At 66.3% G+C, this 22,407-nt stretch carries 18 protein-coding genes and 3 riboswitches; of the genes, 15 read left to right on the top strand and 3 right to left on the bottom strand.

The annotated features are described in order from the left end of the window. Positions 1-1,043 precede the first annotated feature (1,043 nt). A riboswitch (molybdenum cofactor riboswitch) is annotated at positions 1,044-1,162 on the top strand. A gap of 163 nt (positions 1,163-1,325) precedes the next feature. From KAR29_RS11600 to KAR29_RS11530, 15 genes are all read left to right on the top strand, one after another. Continuing rightward, positions 1,326-2,102 carry a hypothetical protein gene (locus KAR29_RS11600; protein ID WP_274373144.1) on the top strand — a complete coding sequence of 259 codons (777 nt, stop codon included), beginning with the start codon at positions 1,326-1,328 and terminating at the stop codon, positions 2,100-2,102. 164 nt (positions 2,103-2,266) lie between these two features. Beyond that, positions 2,267-2,485 carry a hypothetical protein gene (locus KAR29_RS11595; protein WP_274373143.1) on the top strand — a complete coding sequence of 73 codons (219 nt, stop codon included), beginning with the start codon at positions 2,267-2,269 and terminating at the stop codon, positions 2,483-2,485. Positions 2,486-2,562: 77 nt separating this feature from the next. Next, on the top strand, positions 2,563-3,393 hold the full coding sequence (locus KAR29_RS11590; protein ID WP_274373142.1) for an amino acid kinase family protein: 831 nt from the start codon (positions 2,563-2,565) through the stop codon (positions 3,391-3,393). 19 nt (positions 3,394-3,412) lie between these two features. Beyond that, positions 3,413-3,534, top strand: a riboswitch (molybdenum cofactor riboswitch). 148 nt (positions 3,535-3,682) lie between these two features. Continuing rightward, a complete protein-coding gene (locus KAR29_RS11585; protein WP_274373141.1) occupies positions 3,683-4,531 on the top strand; it encodes a substrate-binding domain-containing protein in 849 nt (282 codons plus the stop codon). A 39-nt stretch (positions 4,532-4,570) separates the two neighbouring features. Beyond that, positions 4,571-5,434 (top strand): substrate-binding domain-containing protein, encoded by an 864-nt coding sequence (locus KAR29_RS11580; RefSeq protein ID WP_274373140.1) that lies wholly within the window; start codon positions 4,571-4,573, stop codon positions 5,432-5,434. 259 nt (positions 5,435-5,693) lie between these two features. Beyond that, positions 5,694-6,389: an ABC transporter permease gene (locus tag KAR29_RS11575; protein WP_274373139.1), complete on the top strand. Its 696-nt coding sequence runs from the start codon at positions 5,694-5,696 to the stop codon at positions 6,387-6,389. Then, positions 6,386-7,456, top strand: a complete 1,071-nt coding sequence (locus tag KAR29_RS11570) for an ATP-binding cassette domain-containing protein (RefSeq protein ID WP_274373138.1) — start codon at positions 6,386-6,388, stop codon at positions 7,454-7,456. Before KAR29_RS11575 ends, KAR29_RS11570 begins: the two co-directional genes overlap by 4 nt. Before the next feature lie 1,630 nt (positions 7,457-9,086). Further along, positions 9,087-9,203: riboswitch (molybdenum cofactor riboswitch) on the top strand. 95 nt (positions 9,204-9,298) lie between these two features. Next, entirely contained in the window at positions 9,299-10,057 is a 759-nt protein-coding gene (locus KAR29_RS11565) for an ABC transporter permease (protein WP_274373137.1), read from the top strand. Beyond that, complete coding sequence (locus tag KAR29_RS11560; RefSeq protein WP_274373136.1) at positions 10,050-11,093, top strand: ABC transporter ATP-binding protein; 1,044 nt, start codon at positions 10,050-10,052, stop codon at positions 11,091-11,093. Before KAR29_RS11565 ends, KAR29_RS11560 begins: the two co-directional genes overlap by 8 nt. A gap of 67 nt (positions 11,094-11,160) precedes the next feature. Beyond that, entirely contained in the window at positions 11,161-12,105 is a 945-nt protein-coding gene (wtpA, locus tag KAR29_RS11555) for a tungstate ABC transporter substrate-binding protein WtpA (RefSeq protein WP_274373135.1), read from the top strand. A 186-nt stretch (positions 12,106-12,291) separates the two neighbouring features. Continuing rightward, positions 12,292-12,678, top strand: coding sequence for a response regulator (locus KAR29_RS11550; protein WP_274373134.1), 387 nt, complete (start codon positions 12,292-12,294; stop codon positions 12,676-12,678). Beyond that, entirely contained in the window at positions 12,678-13,556 is an 879-nt protein-coding gene (locus KAR29_RS11545) for a chemotaxis protein CheX (protein ID WP_274373133.1), read from the top strand. Before KAR29_RS11550 ends, KAR29_RS11545 begins: the two co-directional genes overlap by 1 nt. Before the next feature lie 150 nt (positions 13,557-13,706). Continuing rightward, positions 13,707-13,958, top strand: coding sequence for a FeoA family protein (locus KAR29_RS11540; protein WP_274373132.1), 252 nt, complete (start codon positions 13,707-13,709; stop codon positions 13,956-13,958). After that, entirely contained in the window at positions 13,955-15,754 is a 1,800-nt protein-coding gene (locus KAR29_RS11535; protein WP_274373131.1) for a ferrous iron transporter B, read from the top strand. Before KAR29_RS11540 ends, KAR29_RS11535 begins: the two co-directional genes overlap by 4 nt. A 2,799-nt stretch (positions 15,755-18,553) precedes the next feature. Beyond that, a complete protein-coding gene (locus KAR29_RS11530; RefSeq protein ID WP_274373130.1) occupies positions 18,554-19,573 on the top strand; it encodes an SDR family oxidoreductase in 1,020 nt (339 codons plus the stop codon). A 25-nt stretch (positions 19,574-19,598) separates the two neighbouring features. Here the strand turns inward: KAR29_RS11530 and KAR29_RS11525 are convergent, their stop codons facing one another. From KAR29_RS11525 to cobT, 3 genes are read right to left on the bottom strand one after another with little or no spacing between them, the layout of a single operon-like run. Beyond that, positions 19,599-20,384, bottom strand: coding sequence for an ABC transporter ATP-binding protein (locus KAR29_RS11525; RefSeq protein WP_274373129.1), 786 nt, complete (start codon positions 20,382-20,384; stop codon positions 19,599-19,601). A gap of 2 nt (positions 20,385-20,386) precedes the next feature. Then, positions 20,387-21,364, bottom strand: coding sequence for a FecCD family ABC transporter permease (locus tag KAR29_RS11520; RefSeq protein ID WP_274373128.1), 978 nt, complete (start codon positions 21,362-21,364; stop codon positions 20,387-20,389). 7 nt (positions 21,365-21,371) lie between these two features. Beyond that, a complete protein-coding gene (gene cobT / locus KAR29_RS11515; RefSeq protein WP_274373127.1) occupies positions 21,372-22,361 on the bottom strand; it encodes a nicotinate mononucleotide-dependent phosphoribosyltransferase CobT in 990 nt (329 codons plus the stop codon). Between the last annotated feature and the right edge of the window lie 46 nt (positions 22,362-22,407).

Raw genomic sequence — 22,407 nt, 5'->3', positions numbered from 1 at the left:
CAGGGCCCGCCGCGGAAACAGAGGTTTTGCCCCTGCTGAAACAGCCAAGCTCGGTCGCGGCGGGTCTTGCCTTTGCTGAAAGCGCTCGAACTCGATCGCGGCGGAGGTTTTGCCCTTGCTGGGAGCGCGGCCATCTTGGCGGCGCGCGGGACGGATTTCTCGTCCCGCAGGGTTTCCCGGCTTGGACGACGTCACCTCGGCGATGGCGGAGACGTGCCGAGAACCCCTCCGTCCCTTCGGGCCGGGCGCGGGCAAGGATGCCCACGCTCCCAGGAAAAACCCGCTGCGGAGGAGGGTTTTGCCCTTGCTGGGAGCGCTCGAACTCGATCGCGGCGGCGGTTTTGCCCTTGCTGGGAGCGCGGCCATCTTGGCGGCGCGCGGGACGGATTTCTCGTCCCGCAGGGTTTCCCGGCTTGGACGACGTCACCTCGGCGATGGCGGAGACGTGCCGAGAACCCCTCCGTTCCTTCGGGGCGGGCGCGGGCAGGATGCCCACGCTCCCAGGAAAACACCGCGGCGGCGGAGGGTTTTGCCCTTGCTGGGAGCGCTCGAACTCGATCGCGGCGGCGGGGTCTTGCCTTTTCTGGGAGCGCGGCCATCTTGGCGGCGCGCGGGACGGATTTCTCGTCCCGCAGGGTTTCCCGGCTTGGACGACGTCACCTCGGCGATGGCGGAGACGTGCCGAGAACCCCTCCGTCCCTTCGGGCCGGGCGCGGGCAGGATGCCCACGCTCCCAGGAAGACCCCGCGGCGGCGGAGGGTTTTGCCCTTGCTGGGAGCGCTCGAACTCGATCGCGGCGGAGGTTTTGCCCTTGCTGGGAGCGCGGCCATCTTGGCGGCGCGCGGGACGGATTTCTCGTCCCGCAGGGTTTCCCGGCTTGAATGACGTCACCTCGGCGATGGCGGAGACGTGCCGAGAACCCCTCCGTCCCTTCGGGCCGGGCGCGGGCAAGGATGCCCACGCTCCCAGGAAGATCCCGCTGTTCTTCCAGGATGTGCGAAAGCCCTTGCCTTTTCGGAAGCGCAATGGTACAATCACTTCACAATCGAATACGACTCCGAGCCGGAGGACCTAAAGGTCTTCCCACGGTTATCCGGCCTATGGGTATTCTTGGAAACGAGAATGCCTCCCGTGTTTGGAAAGGAGATGCGTTCATTCGCTGGCTGAGGCCACCTTCCAATGCGGAGGGTGGCCTTTTTGTGATACCAGAGCCGGTATCCATCACGACCACCGGGGGAGGTCTGCCGCCTCCCCCACCCCCCCCTTTTGAGGGCGTGGGTCCCGCAGGAAGGTTGCAGATAAAGCTTAGGCGGGGGGAGTCGTAGGTGCGTTTTTTCGTCGGCTTTGACGATACCGATACCCTTGATGCGGGAAGGGGCACCGGTAAGATTGCCCGATGGTTCGAGGCGGCTCTCCCTGGGGGATGCCGCTGTTTTGGCGTCGTTCGTCATCAGCTTCTCGTCCACCCTTCCATCCCTTACACCTCCCACAACAGTTCGGCCTGCGTCGTCGTCGAGGCTCCCGGTGCCTCTCTGAGAGACGCCCTCGTCGAGGCGGCCTCGGCCCATCTGGCAGCTCACTTCATTGAGGGAAGCGATCCCGGTCTCTGCGTCGCCGCCGAGAGCGACGTCTCTCTTCCGGCCCTTGTCGAACACGGTTTGGCCTGCACCCGTCGCGTCGTCACGAAGGCCGAGGCCTTCTCCGTCGCAGGAGAGAGCCATCTCTCCGGCCACGGCGGCACCGACGAGGGGCTCATCGGTGCCGCTGCCGCCGTGGGGCTCACCGCCTGGGGCTGGAGCGGCCGTTTCATCGCCTGGGGCTCTCTCCGCGATCTGGGCACGGAGACGACGGTCTCCGTGCTGAGAGGGGAGGGTGTCCATGTCGTCTCCCTCGATCGCGACGGCGGCGTCCCCGACCTCGACGACCGGGTCCTGACCGGAGGCTGGATCCGGCCCCGCCTCTGGGCCGGTCGTCCCGTCCTTCCCCTCGTTCCGCTGGAGAAGGGAGCCTGGCAGGTTCTGGACAGCAAGGAGCGCAAAGACCCCGATCGGCAGGCAAAAACAGGAGGGACGTCCATCGGTCCGGCCAGGAGGCGCCTGTAGGACGGAGACGGTTGCCTCGAACCGCACCTGCGAGGTGGACCTCGAATCCCTGGACCCGACGTTGTCTTGAAGAGCCTGCTGATTCGGGAAAGAGGTCGGGGCTTTCGTCTTCGTAGACTCTCTGCTATGATTTGAAAAGAATCACTCATCAGGGGGGATCGATGATGGCAGCCAAGATCTACTGCCGCGAGCGCCGCAAGGCCGGTTGCGAGGAAAAGCGACCCCGCTATCGCGTCGTCGCCGTTTCAGGGGCGGACCTCAAGGTCTACGCCAAGCATCTCCGGTTTGACGAGATCAAAAAGATCGCCGACGAGATCGGTGCCGAACTGGTTCTCCTCGAGGGAGGCAAAGGCGACCGCCGCCACCGCGACGACGAGGCCTGATCGCCTCGGAGAACAGGTAGGGCGGGGCCGAAGTTTCCGGCCCCGCCCCTTTCTATAAGGATCGACAGGAGGAAGCCATGTCCCTCATCCGCGAAAAGGACGGAAAGCGCCTTCACGTCAAGAGCCGTCTCATGGGCGAAAGCCTCGTCAGCCGAAAGCTGGCCTCGACGATGGAGACGGCCCCTCAGGTCCGTCTCTTCCCCGACGTCAACGTCCTCAAGATCGGCGGTCAGTCCATCTCCGACAGGGGAGCCAAGGCCCTGCCGCCCATTCTCAAGGAGATCGTCGCCAACAAGGATTCGCACAAGATGCTCCTCACCACGGGCGGCGGCACGCGGAGCCGCCACATCTACACCATCGGCCTCGAGATGGGCATGCCCACGGGCGTCGTCGCCAAGTTCGGCAGCGCCGTCTCGGAGCAGAACGCCCTTCTCATCGCCACCCTTCTGGCCCCCTGGGGCGGCATCCTCATCGATTCGGCCGACATCGTCAAGCTCTGGTCCTATTTCGAACAGGGCTGCATTCCCGTCTGCCCCGGCATGCCTCCCTACGACTATTTCTCCTTTCCGCCGGCTCAGGGGCGCATTCCTCTCCACCGCACCGACGTGGGCACGGCCCTTCTGGCCCATCTCATCGGTGCCCGGAGCTGCATCTTCGTCAAGGACGAGAAGGGCCTCTACACCGACGATCCCAAGAAGAACCCCGAGGCCGAATTCATCGCCGATATCACCGTCGACGAGCTGACGGGCCTCGACCTGGACGATCTCATCATCGAGCGTCCCTGTCTGGAGATCCTGGCCAACAGCGAAGTCCTCGACGTGATCCAGATCATCGACGGCACCGTCGAGGGCAACATCACCCGCGCCCTCAGGGGCGAGCACGTCGGCACTTTCATCCGCAAAGGTTGACCGGGGGGCTTGAGGCCCCTCTTCATAACGCCTCCGAGTCCGATTCCGCCTAAAGGAACTTCCCAAGGCCGTCGGACCGACGGGTTCTCCCGGAAACGGGGGGGCCTCCCGTGATCGGAAAGGAGGGATCGAGGGCTCCAGGCCCGTCGGATCCATCCTCGTTGCGGATGGATCTTTTTTTGCGCCCCTTGCGTCGCCGGAGGGAACGCCTTTCTGTCCGCTCGAAGGGGATAGCGCGTTTTGGCCGTTCGAACCGCATCAAACAAGCAAAAGAAAGAAGGGAAGACATATGTTCGCGAAAATTCGCAGCCGTCGCCTGCCGTGGGGGCTCCTTCTCGTCGCCCTCTCCGCCTTCTGCCTGGCCTCCGTCGCCTCGGCCAAGCTCCCCGTCCTCCGCATGGCCACGACGACCAGCACGGACAACACGGGACTTCTCGACTACCTGGCGCCCCTTTTTCAGAAAGAGAAGGGCATCGAGCTCCAGTGGGTCGCCGTCGGCACGGGCAAGGCCATCGAGTTCGGCCGCAACGGCGACGTGGATATCCTCTTCGTCCACGACCCCGAATCGGAACAGGTCTTCATGGACGGCGGCTTCGGCGTCGACCGTCGCCAGGTCATGTACAACGACTTCATCTTCATCGGTCCCAAGGAAGACCCCGCCGCCGTCAAGGGCCTCTCGGCCGCCGAAACCCTCAAGGCCATCGCCTCCAAGAAGGCCGTTTTCACCAGCCGGGCCGATAAATCGGGCACGCACATGAAGGAACTCGCCCTCTGGAAAGAGGCGGGAATCGAGGCTCCCGACAAGGAAGAGTGGTATGTCCAGGTCGGCCAGGGCATGATCCAGACCATCGCCATCGCCGGAGAGCGCGACGGCTACACCCTCACGGACCGGGGAACCTACATCAAGTACGAGGAGAACCACAAGGGCAACCCCCCTCTGGTGATCCTCTCCGAAGGCGACGCCTCGCTCCGCAACCAGTACAGCGTCATCACCGTCAACCCCGCCAAGTGGGACGCCACGAGAACGGAAGAGGCCAAGGCCTTCACGGACTGGATCACCTCGCCTGAGGGACAGAAGCTCATCGCCGAGTTCACCCTCTCGGGCAAGCAACTCTTCTTCCCCAACGCCGACGAGTAGCTTTTTCACGGTCGACAACAACAAGGGAGGTCTTCCGCCATGAATCGCATCCGAACGTCGAGAGGGCGCTTCGCTCCTCTCCTTCTTTCCGTCCTCATCGTTCTCGCAGCGGTCCTGCCGGCCCTGGCGGCCCCCGAGGTCCGTCTTTCCAGCACCATCGGTCCCATCGACGCCGGCATCGTCAAGGCCTTCGCCGAGGCCTTCGAGAAAAAGACGGGAACGAAAGTCGTCTTCGAGGGAGCCGGCACGGGAGCCACGCTGGAGAAGGCCAAATCGGGCAACTTCGACATGGTCATGGTCCATGCCCGCAGGCTCGAGGATCAGTTCGTCGCCGACGGCTTCGGCATCGACCGCCGCGACGTCATGTACAACGACTTCGTCATCCTCGGCCCCAAAGAGGATCCTGCCGGCGTGCGCGGCATGAAGGACGCCGCCGCGGCCTTCCGGAAAATCGCCGCCTCGGGGGCCCCCTTCGTGACCCGCGGCGACAACTCGGGGACCCATGTCAAAGAGATGGAAGTCTGGGAGAAGGCGGGCATCGTTCCCGGAGGGGACGGGTACGTCCTCTACGAGATCGGCAAGGCCGGCAACAAGGCCACGACGCAGTTCGCCAACCGCCGGGGAAGCTACGTCCTCATGGACCGGGCCACGGTTCTGACGATGAAAAAGGACATTTCCCTCGAAGTCCTGGTGGAAGGTGATCCCTTCCTCTACAATTACATCGCCGTCATCCGCGTCAATCCCGAGACGTTTCAGGGTCTGAACGTCGAAGGGGCCCTGGCCTTCACGGACTGGCTCTGCAGTGACGAGGCTCAGTCTCTCGTCAGGGACTTCGGCGTCGAGAAGTACGGCGAGCCCCTCTTCTTTCCCAACTCCGATCAGTGGAAAGCCAAAAACCCCTGAAAAGCATCGCATGGTGGGGCGTCGGGCGGGAGAACTTTCTCGTCCGACGCCCGTCGGACCGAAGGAGCGGGCAAACGGGCCGGGCCTGGAAAGGCTTTTTTCGGAACCCGATTCCGTCGGCGGTTGAGACGGTTCTCAGACGGCGACGCGCAAGAGACCTGATCCTGGCGACCTGCGCCGCCCGTTCGTCGAGCCCTGCAGGTCCGGGCCTGTCCCGACATTCGAACTTCCTTAGGATAGAGTACTGGAGGGAAACGGCTTGGACTATCTCGCTGAAGGCCTCTCTCAGGCTCTCGTCCTGCTCCTGTCCGGCGACGAGGAGACCTGGAGCGCCATATTCACCACGCTCAAACTCTCGTCCCTCTCCATCTCCTTCAGCCTTCTCCTGGGCATTCCCCTCGGTTTCCTTCTCGGCTACGGCGACTTTCGGGGTCGCAAGCTCTGTCGCGCCGTCGTCGACACCCTCCTGGGACTGCCGACCGTCGTCGTCGGCCTTCTCGTCTACGCCTTCGTCTCCCGCCGGGGTCCCCTGGGAGGGATGGAGCTTCTTTTCTCCCTTCCCGGCGTGGCCATAGGCCAGGTCATCCTCGCTCTCCCCGTCGTCGTGGCCCTGACGGCCTCGGCCGTAGAAAGCCTCGATCACCGTCTTTCCCTGACCCTTCTGACCCTTGGGGCCGACAGACGGCAGCTGGCTCTGGCCAGCCTCGTCGAGTCGCGCTACGGCGTCCTCCTGGCGGCGGCCAGCGCCTACGGACGGATCATCTCCGAAGTGGGCGTCTCCATGATGATCGGCGGCAACATCAAGTGGCGGACGCGGACCATCACGACGGCCATCACCCTCGAAACGGGCAAGGGGGAGTTCGCCATGGGCGTCGCCCTGGGCCTGGTCCTTCTCCTTTTCGCCTTCGCCGTCAACGGATCGGCCTCCCTGCTGCGCAGGAGGGCACGGTCATGACGGCATCGGCTCCGCCTCTTTACGAGCTCAGGGGCATCCGGCGCGTCTACGGAAAACGGACGGTCCTCGACATCGATCACCTCGACCTCGCTGCGGGACGGGTCGTCGGTTTCGTCGGTCCCAACGGCAGCGGAAAAAGCACCCTCCTTCGCCTCCTCGCCTTTCTCGAAGCCCCCGACGACGGCTTGCTCCGCTACGGAGGTCGGATCCTGTGGGAGAAGGGCATGACCTGCGACAGGGAACGGATCGAGGCCAGGAACGAAGTGACCCTCCTGCTCCAGGAACCCTATCTGCTCAAGCGAAGCGTCTTCGATAACGTCGCCTACGGCCTGAGGATCAGAGGGGACCTCTCGTCGTCGGAGATGAAAGACCGCGCCTTCCAGGCTCTCCGCTCCGTCGGACTCGACGGCGCCCGCTTCGCCTCCCGCCTCTGGTACCAGCTTTCGGGAGGCGAGGCCCAGCGCGTCGCCCTGGCCGCCCGCCTCGCCCTCCGTCCCCGCGTCCTGCTGCTCGACGAGCCCACGTCCAGCGTCGACGTCCAGAGCGCCCTGCGCATCCAGGAGGCGGCCCTTCGTGCCCGCGACGAGTGGGGGACGACGCTCCTGCTCGTGAGCCACGACCAGCTCTGGATCAACGACGTGGCCGATGAAGTGGTCCACTTTTTCGGGGGCAGAATCATCGCCATCGGACCGGAGAATCTCGTCTTCGGCCCCTGGCGGAAAGAGCTCGACGGCCTCGTCGTCAAGGATCTCGCCGACGGCCAGAGGCTCCGCGCCCTCGCACCCCCTTCCTCGGGGCCTCTCGACGAGGCCGTCGCCGCCGTCGATCCCGGATCGCTCCTTTTGGCCATCTCCGTACCGGAGGGCCTGTCGGCCCGTAACGCCCTGCGCTGCTCCGTGGCTCAGATGGTCTACGAAAACGGCACGGGCCGGGTCCTCGTCAAAGTCCAGGCCGGCGGCCTGGCCCTGACGGCCCGCCTGACGGGCGAGGCCGTCAGAGAGATGGGCCTTCACCCGGGCAGGGACGTCTCCGTCCTCGTCAAGGCCAGCTCCTTCCGCTGGGTCTGAAGGCGAGGTTCCTCCCCGAAGGGGCGGTGGGTCTTCACGCACGTCGCCGTCGTTACTCAGGTGATGTCGTTCAGGACGGAGACCCCGCGGGACGAGAAATCCGTCCCGCGCGCCGCCAAGATGGCCGCGCTCCCAGCAAGGGCAAGATCCTTTCGCCGCAGAGTTTTCGTCTACTCCCGTGTCCAACCTTCCGTCGCCGGCTGCGCGCTCCCAGCAAGAACAAAAAACCGCGTCCGTAGCCGGCTTCCCCTGGGAGCGCTGTCGTCCCTGCCGTTTCGAAAGGGACGAAGGATCTCCCGTCGCGGCTCTGGCCTTTCCTGGGAGCGTGGGCATCCTGCCCGCGCCCGCCCCGAAGGGGCGGTGGGTCTTCACGCACGTCGCCGTCGTCGCCGAGGTGACGTTGTTCGAGTCGGGAGACCCTGCGGGACGAGAAATCCGTCCCGCGCGCCGCCAGGGATGGCCGCGCTCCCAGCAAGGGCAAAACCTCCGCCGCGATTGAGTTCGAGCGCTCCCAGCAAGGGCGAAACCTCCGCCGCAGCGGTGTTTTCCTGGGAGCTTCGAAAGGGACGAAGGATCTCCCGTCGCGACTCTGGCCTTTCCTGGGAGCGTGGGCATCCTGCCCGCGCCCGCCCCGAAGGGGCGGTGGGTCTTCACGCACGTCGCCGTCGTCGCCGAGGTGACGTCGTTCGAGTCGGGAGACCCTGCGGGACGAGAAATCCGTCCCGCGCGCCGCCAAGATGGCCGCGCTCCCAGCAAGGGCAAAACCTCCGCCGCGATCGAGTTCGAGCGCTCCCAGCAAGGGAAAAACCCTCCGCCGCCGCGGTGTTTTCCTGGGAGCTTCGAAAGGGACGAAGGATCTCCCGTCGCGGCTCTGGCCTTTCCTGGGAGCGTGGGCATCCTGCCCGCGCCCGCCCCGAAGGGGCGGTGGGGTTCCCACGCTTCGCCGTCGTTACTCAGGTGACGTCGTTCAGGACGGAGACCCTGCGGGACGGTAACCCCGTCCCGCGCGCCGCCAGGATGGCCGCGCTCCCAGCAGGGGCAAAACCCCTCCGCCGAGGGGACGTCGTCCGAGTCGGGAGACCCTGCGGGACGAGAAATCCGTCCCGCGCGTCGCCAAGATGGCCGCGCTCCCAGCAAGGGCAAAACCTCCGCCGCCGCGGTGTTTTCCTGGGAGCTTCGAAAGGGACGAAGGATCTCCCGTCGCGGGTCTGGTTTTTCCTGGGAGCGTGGGCATCCTGCCCGCGCCCGCCCCGAAGGGGCGGTGGGTCTTCACGCACGTCGCCGTCGTCGCCGAGGTGACGTCGTCCAAGCCGGGAAACCCTGCGGGACGAAAGATCCGTCCCGCGCGCCGCCAAGATGGCCGCGCTCCCAGCAAGGGCAAAACCTCCGCCGCGATTGAGTTCGAGCGCTCCCAGCAAGGGCAAGCCCCTTTCGCCGCAGAGTTCTCGTCTACCCCCGTGTCCAACCTTCCGTCGCCGACTGCGCGCTCCCGGCAGAGGCAAGACCCTTTCGCGGTCGAGTTCGGACGCTCCCGACAGGGACCAAACCTCTCTGCGGCCCGTTTCCGCGAGGGGCGAAAAACCCTGTTGATAGGAATTCTCACCTGTGGTACCCTCTACTCGCAGCGAAAACGATCAATAACCTCCGAGCCTGGTGACCTAAAGCTTCGGCCATGGTCTTCAGGCCGGGGTGTCTTCGGAAACGAGGGCACCTCCCGCGTTCGGAAAGGAGGAAGGGACGTCTTGCCGAGAGGCCGTCTCCCTTCTGGGAGCCGGCCTCTCTTCCTGTGAGAGGGGTGTCCTCGTGCCTTCGTCCTGGCGTAACCGCTTCTTTCTGCTTCTCATGAGCTCCTTTCTCGTCTTCTACGTCGCTTGGCCTCTGGCCGGTCTCTACCTTCGGGCCGACTGGGCCGTCGTCGTCGAGACGGCCCGCGACGCTCAGGTCCTGGCCGCAATCTGGCGCAGCCTCTGGACGGCTTTGGCCGCCACGGCCGTCATCGCCCTCTTCGGGACTCCTCTGGCCTACCTCCTGGCCCGCCACGATTTCCGAGGCCGGTCCCTTCTGGAGGCCCTCATCGACCTTCCCATCATGGTTCCTCACACCGTGGCGGGCATCGCCGTCCTCATGACCTTCTCCCCCAAGGCGCCCCTGGGCTCGCTCCTCGTGGCCATGGGCTTCTCCCCCGTGAACAGCAACCTGGCCATCGTCCTGGCCTGCATCTTCGTCAGCGTCCCTTTCTACGTCGACGCCGCCCGCGACGCCTTCGCCTCCGTCTCTCCCCGCCTGGAGCGGGTCAGCCGCACTCTGGGGGCCTCCTGGGGCTACACCTTCTTCCGCGTCACCCTTCCCCTGGCCAAGAGGGGCATCCTCTCAGGGCTCATCATGAGCTGGGCCCGGGCCATCAGCGAATTCGGCGCCGTCGTCATCATGGCCTACCACCCCATGGTGGCGCCCACCCTCATCTACGACCGCTTCGCCACCTTCGGCCTCCGCTACTCGTCTCCCGTCGCCGTCCAGCTCGTCTCCGTCTGCCTCGTCCTCTTCGTCCTCCTTCGCCTCGTCGCTTCCGGCCGATCCCGGGAGGTGGGCGGCCGTGATTAGGCTCGCCGGTCTCTCCATCGATCTTCCGGGCTTCCGACTGGCCCCTCTCGATCTGGAAGTCGAGGAGGGCGAGTTCTTCATGCTCGTCGGACCCAGCGGCGCGGGGAAAACCCTGCTGCTGGAGGCCATCGCCGGTCTTCAGCCCATCAGCGGCGGCACGATCGCCCTCGACGGGAGAGACGTGACGGTTCTCCCGCCGGAGCGCCGTCGCGTCGCCCTCGTCTATCAGGACTATGCCCTCTTCCCTCACCTCACCGTGGCCCAGAACATCGCCTACGGCCTCCGCTTCTGCGGAGGAGGCGACAGGGCCCACATCGACGGTCTCGTCGACCTCCTCCGGCTGGGCCATCTGCTGGACCGTCGCCCCCTCACCCTCTCCGGAGGGGAACGGCAGAGGACGGCTCTGGCCCGAGCCCTGGCCGTCAGGCCCGACCTTCTCCTTCTCGACGAGCCTCTGGCTGCGTTGGACCCTCTCTTCCGAGAGGAGATCCAGAGCCACCTCCGCGAGCTCCACGGCCAGGGGCTGACCCTCCTCATGGTCACTCACGACTTCGGCGAAGTCCTCTCTCTGGGCCAGCGCGTCGCCGTCCTCGACGAAGGCGTCCTCCAGCAGGTGGGCCCCGTCGAGGAAGTCTTCCGCCGCCCCGTCAACGGTCGCGTCGCCTCCTTCGTGGGCATGAAAAATCTCTTCCGCGCCGTCGTCTCGGCCGGAGAGGGGCGTCTTGACGACGGGAAGCGCCTGATCCTTTCTCCCGACGTCCCAGACGGAAGGGCCCTCTTCGGCATCAGGCCCGAAGACGTCGAGCTCTGCCGCGAGCCCTCGGGCGAGGCCTCTTTCCCCTGCCGCGTCGAGGCCCTCGTCCCCCGCGGCGCCGTCTTCGACATCGTCCTTCGCTTCGGAACGCTCCGGCTCGTGGCTCAGATGGCCCCTTCCCGTCTTCTCGACCTGGCCCTGCGCCGGGACGAATGTGTCTGGGCCCGCTTCAGGCCCGCCTCGATCTGCCGTTTCCCCGACGGAGAGGTGGGCTGCCCCTGAAAGAAGACGTCTGGCGCTTTTTCCGGCAATCCGACAGGGCAAAACCATCTCACGGAGGTGTTTGTTGATGAAACGCACCCGATTTCTCATCGCTTTGGCGGCGCTCTTTGTCCTTTCCGCCGCCTTCCCCGTCCTGGCGGCGACGAAAGTCACCGTCTTCCATGCAGGAAGCCTCGCCGCGCCCATGGCCGAGATCGAGGCCCTCTACGAAAAGGCCCACCCCGACGTGGACATCCAGCGCGAATCGGGCGGCAGCGCCGCCCTGGCCCGCAAGATCATCGATCTGGGCGGCCAGTGCGATCTCTTCCTCTCGGCCGACTACATGGTCATCGAGCGCCTGCTCCGTCCCGCCGCAGCCGACTTCAACATCCTCTTCGCCTCCAACGAACTGGTTCTCATGTACAGTCCCCAGTCGAAATACGCCGATCAGATCGACGGCGCCAACTGGTACGACATCCTCATGAAAGACGATGTCCGCTGGGGCCATTCCGATCCCGAGGCCGATCCCTGCGGCTACCGCTCCCTCATGGTCCTTCAGCTGGCCGAAAAGCACTACGGGGCCGCCGGCCTCTACGACAGGGCCCTGGCCCACCCCCTGCGGGCCGTCCGTCCCAAGGCCATCGACCTCGTGGCCATGGTCGAAAGCGGCGCCATGGACTACGCCTTCGAATACCGGTCCGTCGCCATCCAGCACGGCTTCAAATTCGTCGAACTGCCCGATGCGATCAACCTGAAAGAGCCCGACCAGGCTGACTTTTACGCCACGGCCGTCGTCGAGCGCTCCGGCGCCGAGCCGGGGACCAAGATCCTCACCAAGGGCGAGCCTGTCGTCTACGGTCTCACCCTTCCCAAAGGCGCCCCCGAGCGGAACGAGGCCGAATCTTTCGCCGCCTTCGTCCTCGCCCCTGACGGCGGGTTGGCCGTCTTCGAGAAAATGGGACAGGCCATCGTGGGCCCCAAATCCTACGCCGGCGGTGACGTTCCCGAAAGCCTCAAGGCTCTGCTGAAGTAGATCCCCCTTTCCGGGCGCCGGATCTTTCCGGCGAAGACGAAAAAAGAAAGAGGCCTTGGAACCCGATGGTGGGGGAAAAGGCCTCTTCTCCTTGCTCTCTTCCCGCCCAAGCGTGTTATAGTTATAAAAAAGGGCGAGAAGGAAACCCGTTTCTCGGGATTGCCTGACGGGGAGGTGTGCGCTTCCGTGAGTGAAACGAAGAAAAAAAGGGTCCTGATCTGTGACGATTCCGTCCTGATCCGGCGCCTCATGCGTGATCTGGTGCAGGAAAGGGAAGATCTGGAGATTCTCGAGGCCCAGGACGGCCTTCAGGCCATCGACCTCTACAGGGAACACCGCCCGGACCTTGTCTTCATGGATATCGTCATGCCCCGCAAAAACGGGCTCGAGGCCCTCTCCGAGATTCGCCGTTTCGACCCCGCCGCCCGCGTCGTCATCGCCTCGTCGACAGGCACCCGCAAAAATCTCAAGGCCGCCATCGACGCCGGAGCCTGCGATTTCATCCAGAAACCCTTCGAGCGGGACGATGTCCTCGAGATCCTGCGGCGCAACCTGGAAGGGGAGTGGGACTGATGCTCTGCCGTCTTTTCGGCCTCTTCCTCCTGCGGGAGCGTCTCGTCACCCCCTCTCAGCTCTCCCAGGCCTTCGACCGCCTCGACGACGTTCGCCCCCTCCTGGGCGTTCTCGCCCTGGCCGCAGGCTACATGACGCCGGAGCAGGTCCAGGTCGTTCACGAGGCCCAGCGCCAGACCGACCGCCGTTTCGGCGAGATCGCCATCGAAAAGGGGTATCTCACCGTCGAAACCCTCGAGGCCCTTCTCTCCCGCCAGCAGAGGAAACACGTTCTCCTCGGGCAGATCCTCATCGACGAGGGCGTCTTCTCCCACGGGGGATTCCTCCGGGCCCTCGAGGCCTACCGCAGATCTTCGGGGCTCTCGGCCGAAAGCTACGAGGCCTTCGACAGCAACGACGTCGACGGCGCCGTCGCCTCCCTTCTGGCGGGCAAGCCTGGGTCGGGCCAGCGTTTCATCGAAAATTACGTCACCCTCTTCGTCCGCAACGTCATCCGCTTCGTCGATCCCGGCGTGGCCATCGATCCCCTCGCGGAGGACCTTCCCACGGGAGGCTTCGCCTTCCGCCAGAGCCTGGTGGGAGACCGGGCACTGACCGTCACCCTCAACGCCGAAAAAGAGGTCTTCCTCGACCTCGCCCGCCGCTACTCCCGCATAGAGATTCCCGATTTCGACGAGCTCTGCCAGGCCGCCGTCGGCGAATTCCTCAACCTCGTCAACGGCCTTTTCACCGTCAACTGCTCCGACTCGGGCATCGAACTGGACATGTCCCCTCAGGAAGTGATCCATCAGGATGCCCTTCTGGAGGCCGGACCGGCCAAGGCCTCCGTCCCTCTGCGTCTGCCGACGGGGCTCCTCTGGCTTCGCGTCTACGACTGACCGCGCTTTGCACAGGAGGCGCCTCGCCCGCAAGGGCCGGAGCGCCTCCTGTGCGTTTCGCGGCAGGGCTTCTCCGCCTTGACAGTTCGTCTCGAGGCGGCTATGGTTTGGCTGCCCTTACTTTTAATTCGATTCAAGGAGGTCGCGGCTATGTCGACTCTTGAGACGCTCGAGAGCGGTCTCGATGCCACCGTCGTCGTCATGCCCTCGGGCGAATGCCGCCGACGCCTGGAGGCTCTCGGCCTTCGCGAGGGCAAGCGGGTGCGCAAGATATCGGGAATGCCCTTCTGCGGCCCCGTCACGGTCCTTCTCGACGGTCGCCAGCTTGCCATCGGTCACGGTGTGGCCTGCCGCGTCGAAGTGATTCCCGACGCGACGGAGGAGGGCCGAGACGAGCCATGAGCGCCCGTCACGACGGGAGGCGCCGCCCCTGCCGCGCCGATTCCCGCCTTTCCTCCGCCGGTCTGGAGGTCTGCGGCGACCGCATCCTCCTCATCGGCAACCCCAACGTGGGTAAAAGCGTCTTTTTCTCCCGCCTCACCGGCGTTCACGCCCTCTCGTCCAACTACCCCGGGACGACGGTAGGTTTCACCGAAGGGCGGCTGCGGCGTCCGGGCCGCTGCTTCCGCCTCATCGACGTCCCCGGCGCCTACACGCTGGACCCCACCAACGAGGCCGAAGAGGTGGCCCGCCGCATCGTCGACGAAGGGGCCGCCCTGGCCCTGATCGTCGTCGACGCCACGGCTCTGGAGCGCAACCTCTTCCTGACCCTCCAGACCCTGGAGCGGGGCATCCCCTCGATCATCGCCCTCAACATGGTCGACGAGGCCCGCCACAAGGGCATCATCGTCGACGTGCAGGCCCTGGAGAGAGAACTGGGCGTCCCCGTCGTCCCCACCGTGGCCGTCTCGGGACAGGGCATCAAAGAGATCGTCGATCGCCTCGGCGAGGCCCGTCCCTCGTCCTTCGAACCCTCCGGGACCGACGAACGCTGGCTTCGCATCGGGAAAATCATCGGAGCCGTCCAGCGCGTCGAACACCGCCACCACACCTTCCGGGACAGAATGGAAGACCTCAGCGTCGACCGCCACTGGGGCGGCGTCATCGGCCTCTCCGTTCTCGCTCTCAGCTTCTGGTTCATCAGACAGGTGGGGGAGGGACTCATAGACATCCTCCTCGACCCTCTCTACGAAGGGCTCTGGATGCCTCCGCTCCGGCACCTTTCCGACCTTCTCGGCGGCGAGGGGCTGCTGCACCACCTCCTCATCGGCAACCTCATAGACGGCGTCATCGACCCCGAACAGAGCTTCGGCCTCCTCTCGACGGGACTCTATGTCCCTCTCGTCATGGTCCTGCCCTACATCGTCGCCTTCTACACCACCCTCAGCTTCCTCGAAGATCTGGGCTACCTGCCCCGGCTGGCCGTGGTCTTCGACGCCCTCCTGCACCGCCTGGGCCTCCACGGCTACGCCATCGTCCCCACGCTGCTCGGCATCGGCTGCAACGTGCCGGGCATCCTCGCCACGCGAGTCCTCGAATCGTCGCGGGAGCGTTTCATCGCCGCCACGCTCATCTCCGTCGCCGTCCCCTGCGCCAGCCTCCAGGCCATGATCGTCGGCTCCCTGGGCTCATGGGGCATGCGCTACGTCGCCGTCGTCTACGCCACCCTTTTCCTCTCCTGGGTCGTCCTGGGCCGGATCCTCCACAAAACCCTTCCCGGCTACAGCCCCGAGCTGGTCGTCGAGATCCCCCCCTATCGGATCCCCTCCGTCAGGGGGCTGGGAACCAAACTCTGGTACCGCGTCAAAGACTTTCTCGTCGAGGCCATCCCTCTCGTCCTGGGCGGCGTGCTCCTCGTCGATCTCCTCTACATGGCCGGCATCCTCTCCGCCCTGGCCCGACTCCTGGCCCCCTTCTTCCGCGGGGTTCTCGGACTCCCTCCCGAGGCGGCCGGGCCCATCCTCCTCGGCTTCCTCCGCAAGGACGTCGCCGTGGGCCTCCTCCTCCCCCTTGGCCTGACGCCGCGCCAGATGGTCGTCGCCGTCGTCACCCTGGCCATGACCTTCCCCTGCATCGCCACCGTCATCGTCCTCGGAAAGGAACTGGGCGGCCGCAAAGCGGCGGCCTCCGTGGCCATCATGATCGCCACGGCCCTTGTCGCCGGAGGGGCGCTCAATCTCGTCTTCTCACTGATTTGAACCAACGCTATACTTGTCGGCGAAAGGCCTTGCCCTCGCCGAAGTCCGGCCTGTCGCAGCGGAGGAGTGCCTTCTCCTCACTGGGAGCCCGCGAGCTTGCTGTGAGAGGGTTTTGCCCCTGCTGGGAGCGCATTTCGCCGAGGCGTGGGGTGTTGCCTTTGCTGGGAGCGCTCGAACTCGATCGCGGCGAAGGTTTTGCCCTTACTGGGAGCGCGGCCATCCCTGGCGGCGCGCGGGACGGGGCTATCGTCCCGCAGGGTCTCCGTCCTGAACGACGTCACCTGAGTAACGACGACGAAGCGTGGGCAACCCGCCGCCCCTTCGGGGCGGGCGCGGGCAGGATGCCCACGCTCCCAGGAAAAACCAGACCCGCGACGGGAGATCCTTCGTCCCTTTCGAAACGACAGGGACGGCAGCGCTCCCAGGAAAACACCGCGGCGGCGGAGGATCTTGCCCCTGCTGGGAGCGCGGCCATCCTGGCGGCGCGCGGGACGGGGCTATCGTCCCGCAGGGTCTCCGTCCTGAACGACGTCACCTGAGTAACGACGACGAAGCGTGGGCAACCCGCCGCCCCTTCGGGGCGGGCGCGGGCAGGATGCCCACGCTCCCAGGAAAACACCGCGGCGGCGAAAGGGTTTTGCCCTTGCTGGGAGCGCGGCCATCCCTGGCGGCGCGCGGGACGGATTTCTCGTCCCGCAGGGTCTCTCCCGACTCGAACGACGTCACCTGAGTAACGACGACGAAGCGTGGGCAACCCGCCGCCCCTTCGGGGCGGGCGCGGGCAGGATGCCCACGCTCCCAGGAAAGGCCAGAGCCGCGACGGGAGATCTCCGTCCCTTTCGAAACGACAGGGACGGCAGCACTCCCAGGAAAACACCGCTGCGGACGCGGTTTTTGTTCTTGCCGGGAGCGCGCAGTCGGCGACGGAAGGTTTGACACGGAAGTAGACGAGAACTCTGCGGCGAAAGGGTTTTGCCCTTGCTGGGAGCGCGGCCATCCCTGGCGGCGCGCGGGACGGGGCTATCGTCCCGCAGGGTCTCCCGGCTCGAACGACGTCACCTCGGCGAAAGGATCTTGCCCCTGCTGGGAGCGCGGCCATCCCTGGCGGCGCGCGGGACGGGGCTATCGTCCCGCAGGGTCTCCCGGCTCGAACGACGTCACCTCGGCGAAAGGATCTTGCCCTTGCTGGGAGCGCGGCCATCCCTGGCGGCGCGCGGGACGGATTTCTCGTCCCGCAGGGTCTCCCGGCTCGAACGACGTCACCTGAGTAACGGCGGCGAAGCGTGGGAAACCCACTGCCCCTCCGGGGCGGGCGCGGGCAGGATGCCCACGCTCCCAGGAAAACACCGCTGCGGCGAAGGGTTTTGCCCTTGCTGGGAGCGCGGCCATCCTGGCGGCGCGCGGGACGGATTTCTCGTCCCGCAGGGTCTCTCCCGACTCGAACGACGTCACCTGAGTAACGGCGGCGAAGCGTGGGAAACCCACTGCCCCTCCGGGGCGGGCGCGGGCAGGATGCCCACGCTCCCAGGAAAACACCGCGGCGGCGGAGGGTTTCGCCCTTGCTGGGAGCGCTCGAACTCGATCGCGGCGGAGGGTTTTGCCCTTGCTGGGAGCGCGGCCATCCTTGGCGGCGCGCGGGACGGGGCTATCGTCCCGCAGGGTCTCCGTCCTGAACGACGTCACCTGAGTAACGACGGCGAAGCGTGGGAAACCCACCGCCCCTTCGGGGCGGGCGCGGGCAGGATGCCCACGCTCCCAGGAAAAACCAGACCCGCGACGGGAGATCCTTCGTCCCTTTCGAAACGACAGGGACGGCAGCGCTCCCAGGAAAACACCGCGGCGGCGGAGGATCTTGCCCCTGCTGGGAGCGCGGCCATCCCTGGCGGCGCGCGGGACGGGGCTATCGTCCCGCAGGGTCTCCCGGCTCGAACGACGTCACCTCGGCGAAAGGATCTTGCCCTTGCTGGGAGCGCGGCCATCCTGGCGGCGCGCGGGACGGGGCTATCGTCCCGCAGGGTCTCCGTCCTGAACGACGTCACCTGAGTAACGACGGCGAAGCGTGGGAAACCCACCGCCCCTTCGGGGCGGGCGCGGGCAGGATGCCCACGCTCCCAGGAAAAACCAGACCCGCGACGGGAGATCCTTCGTCCCTTTCGAAACGACAGGGACGGCAGCGCTCCCAGGAAAACACCGCGGCGGCGAAAGGGTTTTGCCCCTGCTGGGAGCGCGGCCATCCCTGGCGGCGCGCGGGACGGGGCTATCGTCCCGCAGGGTCTCCGTCCTGAACGACGTCACCTGAGTAACGACGACGAAGCGTGGGAAACCCACCGCCCCTCCGGGGCGGGCGCGGGCAGGATGCCCACGCTCCCAGGAAAAACCAGACCCGCGACGGGAGATCCTTCGTCCCTTTCGAAACGACAGGGACGGCAGCGCTCCCAGGAAAACACCGCGGCGGCGAAAGGGTTTTGCCCTTGCTGGGAGCGCGGCCATCTTGGCGGCGCGCGGGACGGGGCTATCGTCCCGCAGGGTCTCCCGGCTCGAACGACGTCACCTGAGTAACGGCGGCGAAGCGTGGGAAACCCACTGCCCCTCCGGGGCGGGCGCGGGCAGGATGCCCACGCTCCCAGGAAAGGCCAGAGCCGCGACGGGAGATCTCCGTCCCTTTCGAAACGGCCGAGACGACAGCGCTCCCGGGAAAATCATCACGTCAACGGCAACGGCGCAGAGAAGACCCTCCGTCCGGCGAGATTTGCCCCGGCGGTGCGGAACAGGCTAGTCCTTACGGAAAGGAAGATCGCGATGACCCCTTACGAAGCACTTTCCCTCCACTTGCAGGAAGAGCCGCGTCGCTGGCTCGTCACGGGCGCCGCAGGTTTCATCGGCTCTCACCTCGTCGAAAGGCTGCTTTCGCTGGGGCAGACCGTGACGGCTCTGGACAACTTCTCCACGGGTCACCGACGCAATCTCGCGGCGGTGCGCCTCGCCGTAGGAGAGGCCTGGTCCCGGTTCCGCCTCATCGAAGGCGACATCGTCGACGAATCGGTCTGCCGCGAGGCCTGCCGCGACATCGACATCGTCCTCCACGAGGCGGCCGCCGCCTCCGTGCCCGAATCGGTCGAAAATCCCCTCAAGTACCATGCCACCAACGGCACGGGATTCCTCAACATCCTCGTCGCGGCCCGCGACGGCGCCGTCAGACGCGTCGTCTACGCCTCGTCGAGCGCCGTCTACGGCGACGATCCCCGCCTTCCCAAAGAGGAATCCCTTTCGCCGAAACCCCTTTCGCCCTATGCCGCCACCAAGCTCTTCGACGAACTCTACGGCCGCCTTTTCGAAGAGCTCTACGGCCTCCCCACGGTGGGCCTGCGCTACTTCAACGTCTTCGGCCCGCGACAGGATCCGCGCGGCGCCTATGCCGCCGTCATCCCCAGCTGGGTCTCGCTTCTCGCCGCGGGCAAGGAGCCCGTTCTCTACGGCGACGGAGGTCAGACGCGCGATTTCTGCCACGTCGACGACGTGGTTCAGGCCAACCTTCTGGCCGCCGTCACGGAGGGCCCCGTGACGGGCCAGGTCTACAACGTCGCCGGCGGCACGAGCCTCACCCTGCTGGAACTCTTCGAGGTCATCCGCTCGGCCCTCGTCGACCGCCGCCCCGAGGTTGCCGGGCTGGGGCTCGCGAAAAGGCCCGAAAGGGCCGGCGACATCCGACACTCCCGGGCCTCCGTCGAGGCCATCGAAAAGGCCCTCGGCTACGCCCCGCTCCATGGCGTCGCCTCGGGCCTCGATGCCTCCCTGGATTGGTATCTCCGGAACCCCTGAGGGACTCCGCTGGACCCGTTCTCTCTCAGCGCGGCACGGCGTCGGAAGAGCTCTCCCGGGGCAGGGCGATGGGAATCCCCTCCCAGGTGCCGACGCGCCAGGAGACGCCGTAGACCTGTCGGAGCAGCTCCCCGTCGACGTCGCCGGGACCGCAGAGGCGGACGAGGGCGCCGTCGCGGAGAAAGGCGATGACATCGGCCAGGCGCAGGGCCAGATTGACGTCGTGAAGGGCCACGGCGATGGCCCGGCCCTCGTCGCGGAGGCGGGCCAGAAGGGCCGTCACATCGACGACGTGCCCCGGATCGAGGGCGCTCGTCGGCTCGTCGAGAAGAAGGATCCCCGTCTCCTGGGCAAGGGCCCGGGCCAGAGTGACGCGCTGCACCTCTCCTCCCGAGAGGGTGTTGACGAGACGGTCCTCGAAGCCTTCGAGGCCGACGGTGGCCATGGCGTGCCTTGCCGCCTCTCGGTCGCCGGGGCCCAATTGCCCGAAGCGTCCCAAGTGGGGGTAGCGCCCCATGAGGACCACCTCGTCGACGCGAAAGGGGAGGGTGAAGGCCGTCGCCTGAGGGACGAGGGCCACCTGGCGGGCCAAGGCGAGCCTCCGCAGCGAGGACAGGGGCCTTCCGTCGAGCAGAACCGTACCCGCCTGAGGCGACAGCAGACCGCAGAGGGACGCGAGGAGGGTGCTCTTGCCGCTTCCGTTGGGGCCGAGAAGAGCCAGAAGCGAGCCGGGCCTGAGCGTCAGATCGATCCCCTCCAGGACCGTCCGGCCGTCGTAGCCGACGGAAAGATCGCGGGCCTCCATCGTCATCGTCAGCGCCTCCAGAGGAGATAACAGAAAACGGGCCCGCCCAGAAGGGCCGTGACGACGCCGATGGGCAGCTCGCCCAGAAATCGGGCCGTCAGATCGGCGCCGAGCATGAGCGACGCGCCGCCCAGCCAGGAGAGAAGCAGCAGCGGCCCGTGGGCCGGCCCCAGAAGGAGCCGGATCAGATGGGGGACGACGAGTCCCACGAAGCCGATGATGCCGCAGGAGGAGACGACGGCGGCCGTCACCAGCGACGTCCCGGCCAAAAGAAAGAGGCGCAGCCGCTCTTCGTTGACGCCGAAGGAGGCCGCTTTGCCGCCCGAGGCGATGATGTCCAGTTCCCGGTGGCAGGCCAGCCCCAGAAGGAGAGCGGCCAGCGAGGCCGCGAGCGTCCGGCCCGCAAGGGCCCAGTTGGACCGGGTGAAGCTGCCCAGAAGCCAGAGGACGATGGCCGCCACCTGCTGGCCGGCCAGAACCTGAATCAGCGTGATGCCGGCGCTGAGGATGCTGCTGACGATGACGCCGGCGAGGATGAGCCGCGTCGGCTCGATGAAATCGGTCCGTCGTCCCAGAAGCCAGACGAGGGCCAGCGAGAGAAGGCTGCCGGCGAAGGCCAGCGCCACGATGGGCAGCCCCATCAGGATCGCGAGAGCCCCGCCCAGGGCCGCCCCCGCGGCCACGCCCATCGTATAGGGCTCGGCCAGAGGATTCAGCAGAAGGCCCTGAAAGACGGTGCCGCAGCAGGCAAGAGCGGCCCCCGCCCCGGCCGCCGCCAGGGCGCGGGGAATGCGGACCTGCCAGACGACGGCGTCGGCCACGGCATCCGCCACGGGCTCTCCGCCGAAATGGGCGCACAAAACAGCGGCCACCTGGCCGGGAGCCAGAGGCAGATCGCCGACGAGAACCGACAGAGTCGCCGTGCCGACGAGGATGGCCGTCAGGGCGGCCAGAACGGAGAGGAAAAGACGTCGACGGCGCCGCACGGTGACCTTAGGAGGAGGCTCCCGTCATCTCGGCGTAAAGGGTCTCCGTCCGCCGGACGATGGTCTCGACGGAGACGCCGAGCTGCATGGCGTACCAGACGGCCCCTCCGGCGCCGACGCCCTCCTTGACGTACCCCTTCTCGTAGTCGGCCAGGCCCGGCCAGGGTGAGGCGGAGAAATCCAGAGGCGCCGTCCAGGTATGGACGCCGATCTGGCTGGCCAGCTCACTGAAGTGGGCGCTCCTGTCGCGGGCGACGTAGATCGTCGTCGCGACGCGGACGGCTCGGGGAACGGGAATGTGACGGATAAGGGCCGCCACGGCCAACATCTGGGTGCCGCCCGCCAGGGTGATTTCCGTCTCGACGGGAAGGCCGGCGACGAGGCCCGCCACGGTGAGCTGCATGGGATCGCCGACCTGGCAGGCCAGATCGAGGGCCTCCGCGGGACGGCCCTCCCGTTCCAGTCGGGCCTGCACGTCGCGCCAGACCTGCTCCTTCACGGGGACGGGGTTGTCGGGGCCGGCCGAGGAGACCATGCCGTTGTAACCCAGCGCTCTCAGAAGAAGATAGGCCGTCGTCGTGCCGCCGGGGATCGATTCGGCCAAAACGACGCGGGGAAGCCCTCGGGCGATCTGGCCGGCGAAATCGCGAGCCCGCTCGAAAATCTCCCGTCCCTTCGGAACGGCGCAGGTGAGGCGAGGATCCTCGCCGGGATCGGTTCCCATCTCGACGTGGGGCGCCGCCGGAGGGAGGAAGCTCCCGGCCCGGAGCGTGACGGCAGGAAAAGAGGCCTCCAGCTGAGCGGCCCGGGTGATGATGGCCGGCGTCGGGTGCCCCATGGGATCGACGGGAACGGCGTCGATGACCCTCGGCCTTCCCCAGCAGAGAAGATCGGCGTCGGCCGGAGCCGTGTAAGGCAGGACGTCGACGTTGGCGCCGGCCGCGGAAAGACCGGGAACGCGGCTCAGCTCGGTGGCGGAAATGGTCAGAATAAACATGCGTACCTCCTCGAAATTGTCGTGGTATGATTGAATAAGAAGAACT

This window comes from Aminithiophilus ramosus (genome assembly GCF_018069705.1).
GTDB classification, from domain to species: Bacteria; Synergistota; Synergistia; order Synergistales; family Aminithiophilaceae; genus Aminithiophilus; species Aminithiophilus ramosus.
Note: the sequence above shows the minus strand (reverse complement) of the source record. Positions and strands in the feature narration are given on the sequence as shown.

Bases quoted from the DNA above. Each gene is read 5' to 3' on its own strand.
- KAR29_RS11595 (WP_274373143.1), top strand. From the start codon at position 2,267: ATGGCAGCCAAGATCTACTGCCGCGAGCGCCGCAAGGCCGGTTGCGAG.
- KAR29_RS11590 (WP_274373142.1), top strand. From the start codon at position 2,563: ATGTCCCTCATCCGCGAAAAGGACGGAAAGCGCCTTCACGTCAAGAGC.
- KAR29_RS11585 (WP_274373141.1), top strand. From the start codon at position 3,683: ATGTTCGCGAAAATTCGCAGCCGTCGCCTGCCGTGGGGGCTCCTTCTC.
- KAR29_RS11580 (WP_274373140.1), top strand. From the start codon at position 4,571: ATGAATCGCATCCGAACGTCGAGAGGGCGCTTCGCTCCTCTCCTTCTT.
- KAR29_RS11570 (WP_274373138.1), top strand. From the start codon at position 6,386: ATGACGGCATCGGCTCCGCCTCTTTACGAGCTCAGGGGCATCCGGCGC.
- KAR29_RS11565 (WP_274373137.1), top strand. From the start codon at position 9,299: ATGAGCTCCTTTCTCGTCTTCTACGTCGCTTGGCCTCTGGCCGGTCTC.
- wtpA (WP_274373135.1), top strand. From the start codon at position 11,161: ATGAAACGCACCCGATTTCTCATCGCTTTGGCGGCGCTCTTTGTCCTT.
- KAR29_RS11545 (WP_274373133.1), top strand. From the start codon at position 12,678: ATGCTCTGCCGTCTTTTCGGCCTCTTCCTCCTGCGGGAGCGTCTCGTC.
- KAR29_RS11540 (WP_274373132.1), top strand. From the start codon at position 13,707: ATGTCGACTCTTGAGACGCTCGAGAGCGGTCTCGATGCCACCGTCGTC.
- KAR29_RS11535 (WP_274373131.1), top strand. From the start codon at position 13,955: ATGAGCGCCCGTCACGACGGGAGGCGCCGCCCCTGCCGCGCCGATTCC.
- KAR29_RS11530 (WP_274373130.1), top strand. From the start codon at position 18,554: ATGACCCCTTACGAAGCACTTTCCCTCCACTTGCAGGAAGAGCCGCGT.
- KAR29_RS11525 (WP_274373129.1), bottom strand. From the start codon at position 20,384: ATGACGATGGAGGCCCGCGATCTTTCCGTCGGCTACGACGGCCGGACG.
- cobT (WP_274373127.1), bottom strand. From the start codon at position 22,361: ATGTTTATTCTGACCATTTCCGCCACCGAGCTGAGCCGCGTTCCCGGT.